The following is an 18,358-nucleotide window of genomic DNA, read 5'->3' on the forward strand; positions in this document are numbered from 1 at the left end:
AACATCGTTCGATTGCTGGTTTTTTAGCAGGCGTATTTTCTTCACTATGTGCGTATCAACTTTGCCAAAAGAATAAGCCTAAAATTCATGTGATTAAATCTTTGGCTTATCCGTAACTGGGGTTATTATATTAATTTTAATAAAAGACATACTTATAAATAGAAAAATATGAACAAGTTTTTTTAAAACACTACAAATTTATCTCTCATATTTTCAATCTATTTTTTAGTAAGTATATTTTTATTCACCAGACCACAATACCAATAAGAATTTAAATTATGACTCGTCCTTTTGGCATTCAAGGCTCCACGACTTCACACGGTGGAATAGTTATTGCAACGCAGTATAGCATCACCCAAATGGGGATTGCCTTCTTAAGAGCTGGTGATGGCTTTAGCTGTCCAAAATGTAAAATGTGGTCAACTCTAATCAAAAGTCAGGATCACGTCATTCTTGATGGTAAAGCAGTAGCTTATGTAGGGGATCACTTTACCTGTGGAGCAACTTTAATACCCAAACAAGCTCATGTCGTTGGAACGCATCCAAAAACTGTTTCTTTCTCTCAGCAACAAAAAAACAAGCAATACTCACTTACTCAAAGTTTCCTAGGAAGCCGCATTCGCCTAGAAGAACATGGACTACAGTTCCAGCTTATCAATAAAAAATTCAACCTACCCATAAGTGGATGCTTCTATCTATTAACAACAAATGATGGACAAGAGTATAGCGGCTTTACTGATCATGATGGTTTTACTGAAACTCTGCGTACAGGAATTAAATCCGAACAGGTCAGTCTACATATTTTTGACTTTTCACAACCAATGAATGAATGGGTATGATGATATGGAAACCACGAAGTTAGCATCCGCTTATAGTCGTACCATTTCTGGAAAATCTAATGCTTGGGTAGCATTTCCAGAAGAAAAGAACGTCTGTGAGTTTTCAGAACCATTATGTAATAACATTATTAAAGTACGCAATTATTACGTTACTCGACCTTACAACTTTATGATGAATTTAGATCAATGGTCGAGCATCACAAATAAAATAGAATTACTCACAGCTATCAGATTTGGAATGGAATGGGATACCAATAATTTTCCCGAAGGATATTTATCGGATCCAGCATTTCACACTCAAATGTATATAAAGTTTCACAAGTATCTAATGAAAAATGTGATGCGAGAGGCTCCTAAAATTGTAGCTGAATTTCAAAAGGCTGTATTTAAGGCACGTTTTCTTATGACTTTTACCATTGATGAAGTAAAAGATATTCCTCATTTAAAAACCCACGATCAATTGCAGTCAGCTTTAATGAAAGCTAAAAACCTGCAAAATCAGATTGATAAAATTAATGTGATTGATGCAACTAGAGATATGTTTTTAATCCAAAATAACAGAGGGCCGATCACAATTAATAGAAATATGTTTATTGATGTTTTTAAACAGGATTTTAATCCACACATGATTCAAATATTAAAATCTCAAGGTATATATTTAGGTGATCCAGACAATGTTCTATACAAAAAAATTCATAATACCCCTTAGTATATTATGTTGCTTATTTTTAACTAGCTGCTCACTCGCCTCTCAAACAGACAAAAATAGTGAAGCACTGAAAAATGCTAATCGTGGAATAGTGGGTACATTGTTATCTGATGCCAAAGTGTACCAAATCGCCTCCACATCCGAACCCTCTCCCTTAACGCAGCAATTACTACTTTCAACACTTGAAAAAGTTGCTGTAATACGAGGCTATGAGCAAACTATTGGCAATGCTTATCATTTTGATGCTGATCTAAATATTGCCCAAATCAATCAAATCTGCTGGATGGGGATTTTTCTGCAGAAATATAAGCCATATTTACCAACGCAAATTGAAAAACATGAAAGCTACCTCTGGATTAATACCTATATTAAACATTGGCAACAACAACTAAATAGCACTTATGGTGAGACATTGATTGAAAATGACTGTAGAAAATCAGAGTAAATCTATAACGTTCAAGCTATTCTTGGCGAAACGTTGATTATATTTTTGTTGATTTATCTCCGAGCATGCAGGTGCGATAACATCTTAAAGAAATCCCCTTTCAACATAGCCACATCCCCCTAAATTTTGTAGAATATGCGTTTTACCCCATGGTGCTTTTCAATGACCGCTTGGACTGCTCACGTTACTGTCGCCACCGTTATCGAAAAAAACGGAAAATTCCTGTTTGTTGAAGAACATACAGAAGGTGTGACGCATAGCGTGTTTAATCAGCCTGCAGGGCATGTTGAAGCTGGCGAAAGCTTAATTGAAGCAGCAATACGTGAAACCATGGAAGAAACTGGGCATCGGGTGAAAATTAATGCCTTACTCGGTATTTATAGCTATACTCCGCCTATGTTTCCTGACCGCACCTATTATCGCTTCTGCTTTCTAGCCGAATCGCTGCAACATGATGCGCAAGCCCAGCTTGATCCCGACATAATCGGTACTGTGTGGATGTCTGCAGATGAACTGGCTGAATCCGCACGTGCCCGAAGTCCGTTGGTAATGAAAGCAGTGCAAGATGCGCTCAGTGGTCAGTCTTATCCTTTATCGCTCATTTACGAGCACCAAAATTCTCCCTTGATTTCTAATTTGGATGCCTAATCCTATGCAACAACGTGTCATCGTAGGTATGTCAGGTGGTGTAGATTCATCTGTGTCTGCTGCACTTCTACTTCAACAAGGTTATCAGGTTGAAGGGCTTTTCATGAAAAACTGGGAAGAAGATGACGGCACCGAATATTGTACCGCAATGGAAGACCTTGCCGATGCGCAAGCGGTATGTGACAAGCTCGGCATTAAATTACATACAGCCAACTTTGCGATGGAATATTGGGACCGAGTTTTTGAGCATTTTCTTGCCGAATATGCGGCAGGACGCACGCCAAACCCCGATATTTTATGTAATAAAGAAATTAAGTTCCGTGCCTTTTTAGATCACGCCATAAATTTGGGTGCAGAATTTATTGCCACAGGTCACTACGCACGTCGTGGTGAAACGCAGTACAACTCCAAAGGCGAAGCTTACGCTCCACTGTTACGTGGTTTAGATAAAAATAAAGATCAAACCTATTTCTTACATGCAGTGCATGGTCGTGAAATTAACAAAACCTTGTTCCCTGTGGGCGAAATTGAAAAGCCGCAAGTCCGAAAAATTGCCGAAGAACTGGATTTAGTCACCGCCAAGAAAAAAGACTCGACTGGGATTTGCTTTATTGGCGAACGTCGTTTTAATGACTTTTTAAAACAATATTTGCCTGCTCAAGCTGGAAAAATTGTTTTAGACAATGGTAAGGAGGTTGGTGAACATCACGGCTTAATGTACTATACGCTCGGTCAGCGTGGTGGGATTGGCATTGGCGGCTTAAAAGGCGTGGCCGAAGGCGCATGGTTCGTCCTGCATAAAGATATTGAAAACAATCGATTAGTGATTGGTCAAGGTCACGAACATCCACTCATGCAAAGCACTATTTTATGGAGCGAAGCAATTGATTGGGTGGCAGGTGAACAAGAAATTCCAGCCTCGGGCTTCCGTTGTACTTGTCGCACTCGCTATCGCCAAGATGATCAAGATTGTGTAATTTTCAATGATGACAGCATGCCTGGCGGTGTACGTGTTGAATTTGATGAGCCACAACGCGCAGTCACTCCTGGTCAAAGTGTCGTATTCTATTCAGGCGAAGTGTGTTTAGGTGGTGGTGTAATTCACCATACCAATGCACCTAAACCCGATTTTATTTAAGGATTGTTTCGGATGACAGAGTTACCGTTTCAACAGTCACCAACTCTGAATGTTCGCCAAAATCGTGCCTTGGCGTTAGCGGGTGTGTTTCAAGCCACCCAGCTTACGCACATGACAGCACTCACAGGACGACAAAGTATTGGTGAAAGCGGTAACTTTTATTTTGAGCAATTGATTAAAGCCAGTTTAAATATCCGTCCAAGTAGCAATCACAGTTCACAAACTTTGGATTTTTTTAATCATTTGGCCGATATTTCTTTGGGTTTAAAAACGCTAGAAAGCAGTATCAACCAGCCTTTTAATACAGCCCCTAAATCGCGTTTACCTAAATTATCCAATACTAAATTACCTATGTCATATGCGATGGCTCTCTTACAATTAGAAAAAAAAGTGTATAGCAATCCTAAATACGTCGAAATTATTGAGCAATCCCAGCAAAAAATTTTAAAACAACTTTCATTTTTTGATCATAACTATTTGCATCCCAGTATTATTGCCAATTTAGCCCAAACCTATGTCGATACTGCGGGACAGATTAACCCGCGCATTATGGTACGCGGCAATGCAGAAGCATTTAAGGATTCTGCACACACCAACCGAATTCGAGCTTCGCTTTTTACAGGCTTACAAATGGCACACCTTTGGCGTCAACTTGGTGGCAGTTCATGGGGCATGGTATTTAGCAAACGTAAATTATTACGTGATATTCAAGATCTGGCGCGTTTACAGTATCAGGTGGTTTAAACCATGCTGAACACGCTTTTGTTTTAGGTTTAATTCCAAAGTTTAAGGAATCGATATGAACGCTTTAACCGCACTTTCGCCATTAGATGGGCGCTATGCAAGCAAATGTAATGCTCTCCGCCCTTTCCTATCTGAGTTTGGTTTAATCCATGCTCGTGTGACTGTTGAAGTGCGTTGGTTACAAGCGCTTGCCAATCGTCCTGAAATTACCGAAGTGCCTGCTTTCAGTGCGGCAACCAATGCTGCATTAGATGCAATTGTTGCAGATTTCTCTGAAGATGATGCCAACCGCATTAAAGAAATTGAACGCACCACCAACCATGACGTAAAAGCAGTTGAATATTTCTTAAAAGAAAAAATTGCCAACATTGATGAGTTAAAAAATGCAGGTGAGTTCATTCACTTTGCTTGTACTTCAGAAGACATCAACAACTTGTCACATGCTTTAATGCTTAAAAATGGTCGTGAAGTATTAGTTGCAGCGATGCAGCAAATCATTGATTCGATTGTTGCATTGGCAGAAAAACATGCAGATCAACCAATGTTGTCACGTACTCACGGTCAAACTGCAAGCCCAACAACTTTGGGTAAAGAAATGGCAAACGTGGCATATCGTCTTGCACGTCAAATCAAACAGTTCAAGCAAGTTGAGCTTTTGGGCAAAATCAATGGTGCAGTAGGTAACTACAACGCTCACCTTTCTGCATATCCAGAAATCAACTGGCCTGCGCATTCTCAAGCATTTGTAGAGTCTTTAGGTTTAAGCTTTAACCCATACACGACTCAAATTGAGCCACACGACTATATGGCAGAATTGTTTGATGCGCTACGTCGTTTCAACACCATTCTAATCGACTTCAACCGTGACGTTTGGGGCTACATCTCACTTGGTTTCTTCAAGCAAAAACTGAAAGAAGGTGAAGTTGGTTCTTCAACCATGCCGCACAAAGTAAACCCAATTGACTTTGAAAACTCTGAAGGTAACTTGGGTATCGCCAATGCAGTCTTGGCTCACTTAGGCGAAAAATTACCAATCTCTCGCTGGCAACGTGACTTAACTGACTCGACTGTATTGCGTAATATGGGTGTTGGTTTTGCACAAAGCTTGATCGCATTTGAAGCTTGCTCTAAAGGTATTGGCAAACTTGAATTGAACGCACAACGTATTCTTGAAGATTTAGACAATGCTCAAGAAGTATTGGCTGAGCCAATTCAAACTGTGATGCGTCGTTATAACATCGAAAAACCATACGAAAAATTAAAAGCTCTTACACGTGGTCAAGCTATGACACGTGACATGATGGTAGATTTCGTGAATGGTAATGAGTTGGAAGGCGTTCCTGCAGCAGATCGCGCACGTTTAGCGACAATGACGCCTGCAACTTACACAGGTAATGCAGCTGAACAAGCAAAACAAATTCAAGATTTAATTGCTAAAATCTAATTTGTAAAAGCATTCATCACAATACAAAAATGCGAAGCTTCGGCTTCGCATTTTTATTAGAATAAAACAAATCTTCCAACTTAAAAATCACATGCAAAATCAATACCGCATTCAACATTACTGTGCTTTAGGCTTGGTCATACTCGCCATGCTTGCTGCCAGTATTCAACCACTGGAATTTGAATCGTATCTACTGCATCAGGCAGGCACAGTTTTTATGCTCGCGGCTTTATTGATTGCGTTTAAAAAAGTAGGACTGAGTTTTTCTAGCTTTGTGCTGTATTTAATATTTTTACTGATTCATATTGTCGGAGCACATTATCTGTATTCTTATGTGCCCTATAATGATTGGATTTTGCACAGCTTTGGCTTCAATTTAGATCAGAGCATGGATTGGTCACGCAATATGTATGACCGTTTTGTGCATTTGGCTTATGGTATTTTGCTCTATCCTGTTTTATTGCGCTTGTTTGAAGTCTGGTTTCCAAAAAACAAACCTATCGTTTTATATCTTTTGGTCATTCAATTTATCATGGCAAGCAGTTTAATTTATGAATGGGTGGAATGGCTCATTGCGCTTGGCTTATCGCCAGAAGATGCTGAAAATTATAATGGTCAGCAAGGTGATATTTGGGATGCACACATGGATATGCTTTTAGCAACGATAGGAGCAATGCTGATGGGATGCTTCTACTTGATCAAGAAACCCTAACAGGATGCCTCTTTCGTACTAAATCCAAATTTATTGCCAATACCACCACCAGAAGCCAGCTAAACTTGCGACTGAAATCATCCAGATCAACACCGTTAATACTGCAGGTTTACCCGACCCCCAAAACATGGTTTTGGCAAGCCATTTTTTAAACAATACGCTGCTTAAAGTTAAGCTCGCTAAATGCACCAATACCGCAGCTAAGAATAAATTTGCTGCAAATTCATGTAGCTCTTTTAAAGTATGACTTTGGGTATAATCGGTGAAAAATCCAACCAACACAGTTAAAGGCAATGCCAACCAAATCAACAAAATACTGAATTGAAACGCACTGGAACTGCCTGACTTTAAAAACGGTAATGAAAAAAACTGCTGTGGCTGTTTCCAATCGCGTTTTACAAATTGTTGAATCATGCCTAAACGTTTAGAAATTCCTGTCGGCTGTGTGCTGTTCAACATACTCAACACCTGCCATACGATTCGTAAAGCTAAACTAATCCCCAACGTATAGCCAAAAGCCATATGTAACTGATGCCATTCTTCCGCATCACCTGTTAAGTAAGCCCCTGTAAAACTTAGCAGCATCACCACATGCAAAAAGCGAATCATTAAATCTGTAGATGTTGATTGCTTCGCGGGCACACTATTTGTTTGCATATTCAATCTATCAAGGTGGTTTTGTTCTTATCACAAAGATATAACATCAAGCTGAATTGAAAATTAAGATGCTTAAATCAAAGACCCTATATTTTTGAATAAAAGTGAATAAAAAAATTGCGCTCAATTGAGCGCAATTTTTAGATAAATTTTAGAAGTTAGATCATCACTATTACAGTTTAGGATCACGGATTTGCAACAAACTGCTGTTGGCTTTGCTTAGGCTATCAACCAGTTTATTCATCACTGCAGGAATCAAACTGTCTGCCATTTGTGCAGCTTGCAAACCCAGTTTTTCACCCAAAGTTGGCTTTTTACGGGTTTGAATCACATAAATATCATGCTGTGGCAACAAACTTAGTAAGTATTCATCTGAGGTTTGTAACTTATCTACCAAGTTTAAATCCAGTGCATCCTGACCATACCAATGCTCACCTGTTGCCACTTTTTCAACATTCAGTTGTGGACGGTATTTTTCGACAAAGTGTTTAAATAGTACATGAGTTTGTTGCAATTCTTCTTCAAACTTAGCCTTGCCTTCTTCGGTATTTTCACCAAACATGGTCACAGTGCGTTTGTATTGACCTGCTGTGTACATCTCAAAATCTATATTTTTTTCTTTGAGCAAGCGATTAAAGTTAGGCACTTGTGCCACTACGCCAATAGAACCCAAAATCGCAAATGGCGCTGACACAATTTCTGAACCAATACATGCCATCATATAGCCACCACTTGCTGCGACTTTATCGACGCAAATCGTGAGATGGAAACCTGCATCACGCAAACGTACCAATTGTGCAGCTGCAAGCCCATAACCATGCACCATACCGCCTGGACTTTCCAAACGTACCACAACACGGTCACGTCCAGCTTTGGCCGTTGCCAAAATTAGGGTGATTTCTTCACGCAATTGCTCTACAGCAGACGCAGCAGTATCACCTTTAAAATCCAACACATAAATTTTTTGATTGTTCTTTTTACGGGCGCGCGCTTCACGTGCCATTTGTTGTGAAAGTTGTAATAGCTCGAGTTTAGATGCCGTGGTTTGCGCAATTTTTTTTCGTTGTTCATTAATTCGCGCATTCAAATGACTAATCCGAATTTCGGCAGGTAGTTTAGGTAAATGAAATAACATAGATCCGCAATTCTCAATTTTATTTGTGCTTAACTTAAGATGAGGGCTGAACTTAAAAATTCAATATCACCTTGTTGATTTGCTTAATTTAATCGATTTTAAATCTCATTACCGTTTAATTTGTGCAAAAGCAAAATCATGCTAGGTACTAAACATTCGTCATAAAAAAACCGCAAATCGGCTTAATTTGCGGTCCTTTTCTACAGATTTTAAGAATTAACCAAAACGACCTGTAATATACGCTTCTGTTAATTGATGGTCTGGCTGAGTAAATACTTTTTCAGTCGCATTCACTTCAATCAAATCACCCAAATGGAAGTATGCGGTACGGTCAGATACACGCGCTGCCTGTTGCATTGAGTGCGTTACAATCGCAATCGTATATTGAGTAGAAAGTTCAGAAATTAGCTCTTCTACTTTTGCCGTTGCAATTGGGTCAAGTGCCGAACACGGTTCATCCATTAAAATCACTTCTGGACTTACCGCAATGGTACGTGCGATACAAAGACGTTGTTGCTGACCACCCGACAAACCAGTACCCGGTTGGTTCAAACGGTCTTTCACTTCATCCCACAAACCAGCTTTACGCAAACTGTTTTCTACAATTTCTTCTAAATCGTACTTATCACGTGCTAAACCATGTAGTTTAGGGCCATAGGCTACGTTTTCAAAAATTGATTTTGGGAATGGGTTTGGCTTTTGGAACACCATACCTACTTGAGCACGTAATAATACGACGTCAAGGTTCGGGTCATAGATGTCTTGGTTATCCAACATCACTTTACCCGTTACACGACAGCTATCAATGGTGTCGTTCATACGGTTTAAAGTACGCAAGAAAGTAGATTTACCGCAACCAGATGGACCAATAAATGCAATCACTTCATTTTCATAGATATTTAAATCAATACCTTTGATTGCTTCAGATTCACCATAGTACACATGCACATCATTGGTACTTAATTTCACATTTGAAGACTTCGCTTCTTTTTTGCTAGACGCTTGTGTATCAAACTGTGAAACAAACGAAGTTGATGATTGCTTCTGTTCTACATCTGGAGATGTAAATTGGCTTTGCTGTGGATTCACTTGTTTATCCTGTTCTAAGGAATTTGGTTTTTCTGTGCTTGCTACAGTATTCATATTCTGCCCTCAATTACCAGCGTACTTCAAACTTCTTACGTAACCAGATTGCAAGGCTGTTCAAGCCAATCATTAACGCAAGCAATACGATAATGGCTGCAGCGGTACGTCCTTCAAAGAAGTTACGCAATTCATTACCCTGCCATAAGAAAATTTGCACAGGTAACGCAGTAGATTGATCAAGTGGAGTTGCTGGTACACTGGCAACGAAAGCACTCATACCAATTAATAACAATGGTGCGGTTTCACCTAAAGCTTGTGCGACACCAATAATTGCACCCGTTAAAATACCCGGCAATGCAAGTGGGAGTACGTGGTGGAACACAGTTTGTAAACGAGAAGCACCCAAACCTAAAGCAGCTTGACGAATAGACGGTGGCACTGCTTTTAATGATGCACGCGTGGTAATAATCACGGTTGGTAAAGTCATTAAACTCAGTACCAAACCACCGACCAATGGTGCAGACAATGGTAAATGCATCCAACCAATAAAGATCGCAGCACCCAACAAACCAAATACAATAGAAGGTACAGCAGCCAAGTTGTTAATGTTCACTTCAATAATATCAGTAATGGCATTTTTTGGCGCAAATTCTTCTAAGTAAATTGCCGATGCCACACCAATTGGAATCGAAATAAAGATCACAATTAGCATCATGAATAAAGAACCCATGAATGCACCCGCCAAACCAGATGTTGCAGGAGAACTACGTGAGTCTGGGCTAACAAAAATGTTGGTATTGAATGTACTTTCAATAATGCCTTGTGACTCTAACTTGTCTGCCAATTGACGTACTTCAGGGCTTAACTGTTGCTGCTCATCTGGCAGGCTACGGTCAATATTACCTTCTAACCATACATCTACGTTAGCATCTGCAAGTACTTTAACATCTTTGGTTTGACCAATCAGTGATGGATCAGCCAACACCATGTCACGTAGACGGTACGCTTCAGAACTGGTATATAAATAGCCAAGATCATCACGCTGTGCTTCTAGCGCTTTATCTTTAGCAATAATACCGTTCACAATGAGGGCATCCCAATCTACCATGCCCATTTCAGTTTGCCACGCAATCATACGTTCTTCGTATTGGGCTGGTGACTCACCTGCAATTGCTTTCGGTTTTGGACCTACATTCACAACTGCTGGATCGAAATAAATTGGAAGGCTCATGCTGCTTTGCCAAAATGCTGGCAAGCCTTTGGCCAAAATACTGCCAAAAAGCAACACGACAAAGAATAAACCTGCAATAACTGCCGAGAGACCCATCAAGCGGAAGGTTTTTTCCTTACGATGACGCTTACCCAATGAACTGGCGATGGTTTTTTTACGTTGTTCACGTAATTCGGCAGCAGCTTGTGGATCTAACTGATCCAAAGACGATGTATTTGAAGTACTCATTAGTCGTATTGCTCACGATATTTACGCACGATGTATAGTGCAACAATGTTCAAACCTAAGGTAATCACGAACAGGGTCAAACCAAGTGCGAAAGCAACCAATGCCTGCGGACTTGCGAAATCTGTATCACCTGTTAATTGGTTCACAATCGTAATCGTAACCGTAGATACCGCTTCTAATGGGTTTGCGTGTAGTAAAGGACTATTACCTGCTGCCAACACTACAATCATGGTTTCACCAATCGCACGTGACGCAGCAAGTAAGAATGCACCAATCACCCCTGGTAATGCAGCTGGCATCACCACGCGACGAATGGTTTCAGATTTGGTTGCACCCAAGCCTAAAGAACCATCACGCAGCGCACGCGGCACTTGCGTAATAATGTCATCAGACAATGAAGATACAAAAGGAATAATCATGATGCCCATCACTAAACCAGCGGTTAATGCACTCGTGGCATTAATATCTAGTCCAATGATTGCGCCCGCAGTTTTAAGGAACGGGCCGATGATCATCATGGCAAATACACCGTACACAATGGTCGGAATACCTGCTAAAACTTCAATGGTCGGCTTTGCCCATGCACGGAATTTAGGCGATGCATATTCTGCAAGGTAAATGGCGATCATTAAACCAATAGGTACTGCAACTAATAAAGCAATACCACTCACCATCAATGTACCCCACAGTAATGGAAGTAAACCATAACTGCCATCTGCACTACCCGAGGTGCTAAAACCAGGATTCCAGACTGTACCAAAGAAGAAATCCAGTGGGCTGACGAAACTAAAGAATCGCATCGCTTCACTGAACATAGACATCACAATACCAACCGTAGTTAGAATCGCAACACCAGAACATAATGCCAAAGAAATGTTGATGATTTTTTCAACTTGGTTACGTGCGCGGAATTGTTGTGAAACATGTTTCTTTGCCCACAGCAAACCAAATAAGGCCGCACAGATCACCACCGCAAGTTTGGCATAAGAACCAATGGTTTCAATTTTCGCTAATTGCTCTGCCGCTGCAATTTCGTATGCAGCAGGTGTATCACTCACACCAAAACCAGATGCAATGGCTTGTACGCGATCAACCAAAACACTTGTACTTGCAGGGTCTAGGCTTGCAGCAATGTGCGCTGGCACATTATTAATTACCACTTGCTCTAGAATACTTGGCTCTACCAAGTTCCAAACAATCAAAATTAAAAAAGCAGGGATACCACACCATAATGCTACCAACGCGCCATAATATCCTGGGCGTGAATGTAACATTGCAGAGTTATTTCCCTTACCTGCTAGGTTACGGCTCTTGCTTAACCCGATTTGATAGGCTACGGCGATAATCGCCAATAACACACCTATGAGTAGCAGATTCATGTATTCTCCACTGTTTTTTCAATTTGTGTTCTTGAAAAAACATTTCTTAGCAAAAAGCCAATGGCAGGTTATCCTGCCATCAGCTGCTTTAACTCAAATTACTTAACCGCTTTACCAGCTTTGAAGTTTGCAAGAACTTGTGCGCGTTCTTTATCAGACATAGAGATCAAACCCGCTTTGTCTAATTTAGAACCTTTACCAGATACTTTTTTGCTCAAGAAGTATTCAGTAAATTCTGGTAAACCTTTGATTGATTTAAGGTGCTCACCTTTCACATAGAAGAACAATGGACGTGATACAGGGTAAGAACCATTTAAGATTGTGTTTTCAGATGGTGATACGTTGTTTACAGTTGCAACACGTAAACGGTCACGGTTTTGGTCATAGAAGCCTAAACCGAATACACCTACTGCGCTTGGAGAAGTTTTCAAACGTGCAAGTGTTTCTGTGTAGTCACCCGCGATTTCGATTACACGACCATCCTTACGGAAAGTAGTACATGCTTTCTTTTGCGCATCTTTATCTAATGCTTTGATCGCAGCATAAGCTTCACAGCCTGCATCAACCATTTTCTCTTGGAACACTTCACGTGTACCGTGGTTAGACGCTGGAATTACAAGTGTAATAGGCTCGTTTGGAAGTGTTTTGTCAATTTGATTCCAACGTGTATATGGGTTAGCAACCATTTTACCTTTAGATGGTAATTGAGCTGCGATAGCTGCATATACATGGTAAGGCTTTAATTTATAAGCCGCTTTGTTTGCATTAGAAGCAAATACAATACCATCGTAACCAATTTTAATTTCTAAAACTTGGTTTACGCCTGCTTTTTTACAAGCAGCCAATTCTGAATCTTTAATTTTACGAGATGCGTTCGCGATGTCGATAGTGTTGTCACCCACACCTGTACAGAACTGCTTCAAACCACCTGAAGAACCGCCAGAACCAACAACTGGAGTTTTAAATTGTGGGAAAGTATTACCAAATTCTTCTGCTACAATACTAGCGTATGGTAGAACGGTTGAAGAACCCGCAATTTGGATGGTGTCACGAGCTGCGTTTGCAGTTGTTGCTACAGCTGCTGCAGATACGGCTAAAGCAATGGCGATGTTAGTAAAGCGCATTCTGTTCTCTCTCATTTATGCAAATTCGGAGTACGTCACTTATTATTAAGTTTTGTACTTATTTCGATAACTGCATTGTGGTTTTATAATATGACAGGCATGTTACAGCTTTGTTACGCTTTGGTGATATTTGCTTTTCGTATCTAAAATAATTTTTAAATCATTTAAAATCAAAAACTAACAAAACATTAGAGTGCTTATTTTTTTCAGTATTTAAATTTCAAATTGTAATAATTCATGCCAATGTCATCTTTAGTTATAGTTTTTTCTTCCAAAACTGATGATTTATTCGCCAATTTCGTAATTTTTATGACATCTGCAGTGCATTATTTAAGCCAAAAACACCTAATCCATCACAAAAATTCAAGTAAAATGCTACAACACTTCACTGCAACATTTTTAATTAGGTACAAAAAAAGCCACCGTAGTGACTTCATTTGTTGTATTTCATAACAATCTAAAAAATGAAAGCATTAGTCGATTGGTGGCGTATAAGTACCCGCGACAATCGCATCTTTAATGCGATCTGCTTCTGCCAATACTAGGCCTAACAAGTTTTTCACGTTTTCAAGTGTTGCCACTGGACTTAAAGTCGTCATCTTCAATGATTGAACATTACCGACTTTAGTTACACCAATATTGGCCTCACCACGTGCAAATAATTCATCTGCCACGTTTTGGTTCAAGCTATCCAAGAACTCTGCAGGATAACCTTCAGGCACAACACGGAACAACACTGAAGCAAATTGTGGTTCAACCAACAATTCTAAACCTGCAGTCGCTTTAATATAATCAGCAACGTCACGGGTTAGCTTCACACCATGATCAATCATAGAACCGTAAAGCTCTTCACCTAATGCTTCAATCGTCATCCAAAGTTTCAACGCATCAAAACGACGCGTTGTTTGCAATGACTTAGACACCAAGTTTGGTACGCCATGTTCTTCATCATAAGCAGAGTTCAAATATTCTGCTTCATAGTGCATGAAACGATAGTTCGCTTCATCTTTCAGTAAGAACGCACCGCACGAAATAGTTTGGAAGTAATGCTTATGGAAATCCAGTGTCACAGAATCAGACAGCTCAATACCATCAAGCATGTCACGATGACTGTTAGAAAGAATTAATGCACCACCCCAAGCTGCGTCAATGTGCATCCACGCGCCATATTGATTAGTGATGTCACGAATCTTTTTAAGCGGATCAATCGCGCCTGCATCGGTTGTACCTGCAGTCGCAACCACACACGCAACGATCTTACCTTCAGATTTTAAATGCGCCATGGTTTGCTCAAGTGCAACCACGTCCATTTGTGCATTTTCATTAACAGGTACAGTAACAACCGATTGGAAGCCCATACCCATCATCGCCATGTTCTTTTGCACAGAGAAGTGTGCATTTTCAGAACAAATGACTTTCACATTACGCATTGCATCGCTTGGAATACCATCGCGCTGAACAGACCACGGATTACCGTTTTCATCTTTCCAGTTCTTTGCAATACACGCATCACGCGCCAATAACACACCCATCAAGTTAGACTGCGTACCACCTGAAGTGAACACGCCCGCTTGACCTGCACCATAGCCAACTTTTTGACGTAACCAGTCAATTAGTTGTACTTCCATCAATGAACCTGCAGGGCTTTGATCCCAAGAGTCCATAGATTGGTTGGTTGCGTTAATGAGAACTTCTGCAATTTGGCTTGCCACCATAGTTGGACAATGCAAATGTGCCAAAGAATGTGGATGATGAACTTTTAAACTTTTGTTTAAGAAAAGCTCAACCATGCGTTCCAATGACTTTTGTACACCCAAACCTTGTTTTGCAGGCTGGAAAGAAATCGCTTCACGCAATTCTTTAATGCTGCCGCCTGTGTACATTTTGTCATTTTGCAACCATGCCGCGACTGCTTGAGTCGCTTGTTCCATTGCTGCACTGTAGTCAGCAATGGATTGAGCATCATTGCAGAGTAACGCTTTACGATGTTCTGCAAAATCTACCATAAACTTATGCGCCTCGAACTGCGACTAACGCTTCAGCAACTGCTTTCTTGAAGCGAGCGATGACTTCTACACACTCTTCTTGAGTAATGATGAGTGGACAAAGTAAACGGATTACCGTACCACCACGACCACCTTTCTCAAGCAACAATTTGTTGTCAAAACATGCAGCTTGAACAGCAGCAGCCAATTGAGAGTCTGCTGGATAAGCACCTAAACGGTCTTTTTCTTGGCGTTCATCTACAATTTCGATACCAATCATTAAACCGCGACCACGCACGTTACCAATACATGGGAATTCAACAGCTAATTTTTTCAATTCAGCTTGTAAGAACTCACCACGCTCTTGCGCATTTTGTGCAAGGTTTTGTTCTTTAATGGTTTTAAGCACCACAAGACCAGTACCCATTGCCAATTGGTTACCACGGAAAGTACCCGTGTGACCTGCAGGCTGCCATGCGTCAAACTTACGTTTAATTGCAAGTACAGCCAATGGCAAACCACCACCAACAGCTTTAGACATTACAATCACGTCTGGCTCAATACCTGCATGTTCAAATGCAAACATTTTGCCTGAACGTGCAAAGCCCGCTTGAACTTCGTCTAAAATTAAAACGATGTTGTGCTTTTCAGTCACTTCGCGGATTTTTTTCAACCATTTAATTGGTGCAGTCACTACACCGCCTTCACCTTGAATTGCTTCAAGAATCACAGCTGCAGGCTTAGTTACACCGCTTTCTACATCTTCAATGAAGTTTTCAAAATAATACGTTAAAGCATCTACACCCGCTTCACCGCCAATACCAAGTGGGCAGCGGTATTCATGCGGATATGGCATAAATTGAACACCAGGCATTAAACCATTGACTGCGTTTTTTGCAGACAAGTTACCTGTCATCGCCAATGAACCATGAGTCATACCATGATAGCCACCTGAGAAGCTGATGACTGAGCTACGACCTGTATAGGTTTTTGCAAGTTTGATTGCCGCTTCTGTGCCATCTGCACCTGTAGGACCACAGAACTGCAAGCAGTATTCTTCTTGACCACCAGGCATGTGTGAAAGTAACGCTTCAGTAAAAGCATCTTTCAAAGGTGTCGTTAAATCTAGGGTATGTAATGGCAAACCACTCGCTAAAGTGTCTTGGATGCTTTGAACCACCGCAGGATGGTTATGGCCCAATGCCAAGGTTCCTGCCCCAGCCAAACAATCTAGGTACTCAGTACCTTCAACATCGGTAACCCAACAACCCAGTGCTTTCGCTATCGCTAACGGTAATTTACGAGGATAACTACGCACATTCGATTCCATCTGACTTTGGCGAGTCAAGTAGTATTCGTTTGTGGAATGGTTGGCAGGGTTTACAGAAGTAACGCTCATATCGAATTACCATCTCTGATATGGGTTGAAAGAAATAAGTCTGGTGACTTGCGGTCCTTTGACTCGGTGCTTTTTTGATCTAGCGAGATAGAGTTTTGTTCTTCAAGACTAGGAAGCGGGATAATACCTAATTTTTCTAGAAAATAAACAGGTTTAACCCAAATATTGCCTAATTTCATCGAAAAAACATATCTTGCAGATGATTCGATTGAATTATCATCTTACATTGTGACAAAGGAAAGAAAATTTAACTCTTTCCACTTCCTTTATACGTTTTTTTGCACAATCTCTCAAGTCATGCAGCATTTATTTTCAAAATAGTATAGATCATTATTTTTATTGAATTTTATAAATGCTTTTTTGCTGCAATTTTTAACGCATATTTTACAAAGCCACCACAAATTCAACTAAAAATCCTCACAAAGCAAAGTTACTATTTAAATCAATTCAAACGCTTTTCATAAATCCTGATCCCCTGAATAATAGGTCAAAATATGCGCTTACTTTCTCTCGCTGCTACCCTGTTGGCTGTTGGTGCTGCAAGCACTGCTTTTGCCCAACAAAATGAATCTTTAAATTACAATATCGTCAATGTTCAAGCCGAAGCTACACGCGAAGTTTCAAATGATCAAATGCACGCTGTGTTATATATTGAAAAAAGTCACAAACAGCCGGCTGAACTAGCCACTCAAATTAACCAGCTGATGAATCAAGCAATTGCCACAGCACGCAAATATCCAACTGTGAAAATCGAGACTGGGGCACAAAGTACTTACCCTATTTATGACAATGACAACCGTAAATTGAAAGAATGGCGTGGTCGTGCCCAGATTCGTCTAGAATCAAAAGATTTTAAAGCGACATCTCAATTAATTGCTGAATTACAACAGCACTTCCAGACCCAGTCGATTAATTTCAAGGTATCTGACGAAAAGCGTAAAAAAGTTGAAAGCGAACTGATGATTGAAGCCACCAAAAACTTCCAGCAACGCGCACAGGCACTCACCCAGACCTGGAACAAACCGAGTTATCAACTGGTGAACTTAAATCTGAATACTAACAATTATTCACCACAGCCAGTACCGCGTATGGCCATGATGAAATCTGCATCGGCTGATATGGCGGTTCCTGAGCAGGAAGTTGCGGCAGGCGAATCGCAAATGACCGTCAGCGCGAATGGGGCGATTCAGTTTAAATAATCGACTAATCTCCCATAGCAAAGTAGATAATTAATATTATTTTAAAGAGAATTTATTTTTGCAATAATTGATTAAATACTAAAAAACCTCTCAAATTGAGAGGTTTTTTTAGTATCAACGAGGTTTTGTTAAGTTGACAAAAATAACTAATCATGCGAAAAAGTTTTTTTAGTTAACAGATGTTCACACATGCCTCGAATTGTTTCTGTACCACTTAGTTTAGAACAGCGAGAACGACTCATTTTTCTGGCCAAGC

At 40.2% G+C, this 18,358-nt stretch carries 17 protein-coding genes and 2 pseudogenes; 11 read left to right on the plus strand and 8 right to left on the minus strand.

Annotated features, from left to right (window positions below):
- The 9 genes and pseudogenes from AC07E5_RS10900 to AC07E5_RS10940 all read left to right on the plus strand — a co-directional run.
- Positions 1 to 116: pseudogene (locus tag AC07E5_RS10900) on the plus strand (IS982 family transposase); the annotation flags it as partial.
- Between the two features lie 162 nt (positions 117 to 278).
- Positions 279 to 839 (plus strand): PAAR domain-containing protein, encoded by a 561-nt coding sequence (locus tag AC07E5_RS10905; protein ID WP_498625467.1) that lies wholly within the window; start codon positions 279 to 281, stop codon positions 837 to 839.
- A 4-nt stretch (positions 840 to 843) separates the two neighbouring features.
- Complete coding sequence (locus AC07E5_RS10910; RefSeq protein WP_026438309.1) at positions 844 to 1,548, plus strand: hypothetical protein; 705 nt, start codon at positions 844 to 846, stop codon at positions 1,546 to 1,548.
- Entirely contained in the window at positions 1,514 to 1,993 is a 480-nt protein-coding gene (locus AC07E5_RS10915; RefSeq protein WP_004971654.1) for a hypothetical protein, read from the plus strand. The genes AC07E5_RS10910 and AC07E5_RS10915 overlap by 35 nt, the downstream gene beginning before the upstream one ends.
- Positions 1,994 to 2,155: 162 nt before the next feature.
- Positions 2,156 to 2,641 carry an NUDIX hydrolase gene (locus AC07E5_RS10920; protein WP_498625469.1) on the plus strand — a complete coding sequence of 162 codons (486 nt, stop codon included), beginning with the start codon at positions 2,156 to 2,158 and terminating at the stop codon, positions 2,639 to 2,641.
- A 4-nt stretch (positions 2,642 to 2,645) separates the two neighbouring features.
- A complete protein-coding gene (gene mnmA, locus AC07E5_RS10925) occupies positions 2,646 to 3,779 on the plus strand; it encodes a tRNA 2-thiouridine(34) synthase MnmA (protein ID WP_019837657.1) in 1,134 nt (377 codons plus the stop codon).
- A 12-nt stretch (positions 3,780 to 3,791) separates the two neighbouring features.
- Positions 3,792 to 4,523, plus strand: a complete 732-nt coding sequence (gene hflD / locus AC07E5_RS10930; RefSeq protein WP_004971659.1) for a high frequency lysogenization protein HflD — start codon at positions 3,792 to 3,794, stop codon at positions 4,521 to 4,523.
- A 55-nt stretch (positions 4,524 to 4,578) separates the two neighbouring features.
- Positions 4,579 to 5,967, plus strand: a complete 1,389-nt coding sequence (gene purB, locus AC07E5_RS10935; protein ID WP_498625470.1) for an adenylosuccinate lyase — start codon at positions 4,579 to 4,581, stop codon at positions 5,965 to 5,967.
- Positions 5,968 to 6,058: 91 nt separating this feature from the next.
- Positions 6,059 to 6,679: a DUF2238 domain-containing protein gene (locus AC07E5_RS10940; protein ID WP_498625472.1), complete on the plus strand. Its 621-nt coding sequence runs from the start codon at positions 6,059 to 6,061 to the stop codon at positions 6,677 to 6,679.
- 30 nt (positions 6,680 to 6,709) lie between these two features.
- Here AC07E5_RS10940 and AC07E5_RS10945 read toward each other — a convergent pair whose 3' ends face one another.
- The 8 genes from AC07E5_RS10945 to AC07E5_RS10980 form a co-directional block, all read right to left on the minus strand.
- Positions 6,710 to 7,336: a cytochrome b/b6 domain-containing protein gene (locus AC07E5_RS10945; protein WP_004971665.1), complete on the minus strand. Its 627-nt coding sequence runs from the start codon at positions 7,334 to 7,336 to the stop codon at positions 6,710 to 6,712.
- 172 nt (positions 7,337 to 7,508) lie between these two features.
- On the minus strand, positions 7,509 to 8,471 hold the full coding sequence (gene sohB, locus AC07E5_RS10950; RefSeq protein ID WP_004971667.1) for a protease SohB: 963 nt from the start codon (positions 8,469 to 8,471) through the stop codon (positions 7,509 to 7,511).
- 216 nt (positions 8,472 to 8,687) lie between these two features.
- Positions 8,688 to 9,614, minus strand: a complete 927-nt coding sequence (gene pstB / locus AC07E5_RS10955) for a phosphate ABC transporter ATP-binding protein PstB (RefSeq protein ID WP_096901086.1) — start codon at positions 9,612 to 9,614, stop codon at positions 8,688 to 8,690.
- 13 nt (positions 9,615 to 9,627) lie between these two features.
- Positions 9,628 to 11,016, minus strand: a complete 1,389-nt coding sequence (gene pstA, locus AC07E5_RS10960; protein ID WP_498625474.1) for a phosphate ABC transporter permease PstA — start codon at positions 11,014 to 11,016, stop codon at positions 9,628 to 9,630.
- Positions 11,016 to 12,395: a phosphate ABC transporter permease subunit PstC gene (gene pstC / locus AC07E5_RS10965; protein ID WP_498625475.1), complete on the minus strand. Its 1,380-nt coding sequence runs from the start codon at positions 12,393 to 12,395 to the stop codon at positions 11,016 to 11,018. Before pstC ends, pstA begins: the two co-directional genes overlap by 1 nt.
- 98 nt (positions 12,396 to 12,493) lie before the next feature.
- Entirely contained in the window at positions 12,494 to 13,519 is a 1,026-nt protein-coding gene (locus tag AC07E5_RS10970) for a substrate-binding domain-containing protein (RefSeq protein WP_498625477.1), read from the minus strand.
- A 473-nt stretch (positions 13,520 to 13,992) separates the two neighbouring features.
- On the minus strand, positions 13,993 to 15,525 hold the full coding sequence (locus AC07E5_RS10975; RefSeq protein ID WP_004971679.1) for a pyridoxal phosphate-dependent decarboxylase family protein: 1,533 nt from the start codon (positions 15,523 to 15,525) through the stop codon (positions 13,993 to 13,995).
- A gap of 4 nt (positions 15,526 to 15,529) precedes the next feature.
- Entirely contained in the window at positions 15,530 to 16,903 is a 1,374-nt protein-coding gene (locus tag AC07E5_RS10980) for a diaminobutyrate--2-oxoglutarate transaminase (protein WP_004971681.1), read from the minus strand.
- Between the two features lie 494 nt (positions 16,904 to 17,397).
- On the opposite strand from AC07E5_RS10980, the gene AC07E5_RS10985 reads away from it, so the two are divergent.
- Together AC07E5_RS10985 and AC07E5_RS10990 are read left to right on the plus strand one after the other, a co-directional pair.
- A complete protein-coding gene (locus AC07E5_RS10985; protein WP_368779900.1) occupies positions 17,398 to 18,102 on the plus strand; it encodes an SIMPL domain-containing protein in 705 nt (234 codons plus the stop codon).
- A 189-nt stretch (positions 18,103 to 18,291) separates the two neighbouring features.
- Positions 18,292 to 18,358, plus strand: a pseudogene (locus AC07E5_RS10990) (helix-turn-helix domain-containing protein); the annotation flags it as partial.

Source organism: Acinetobacter seohaensis (genome assembly GCF_056431365.1).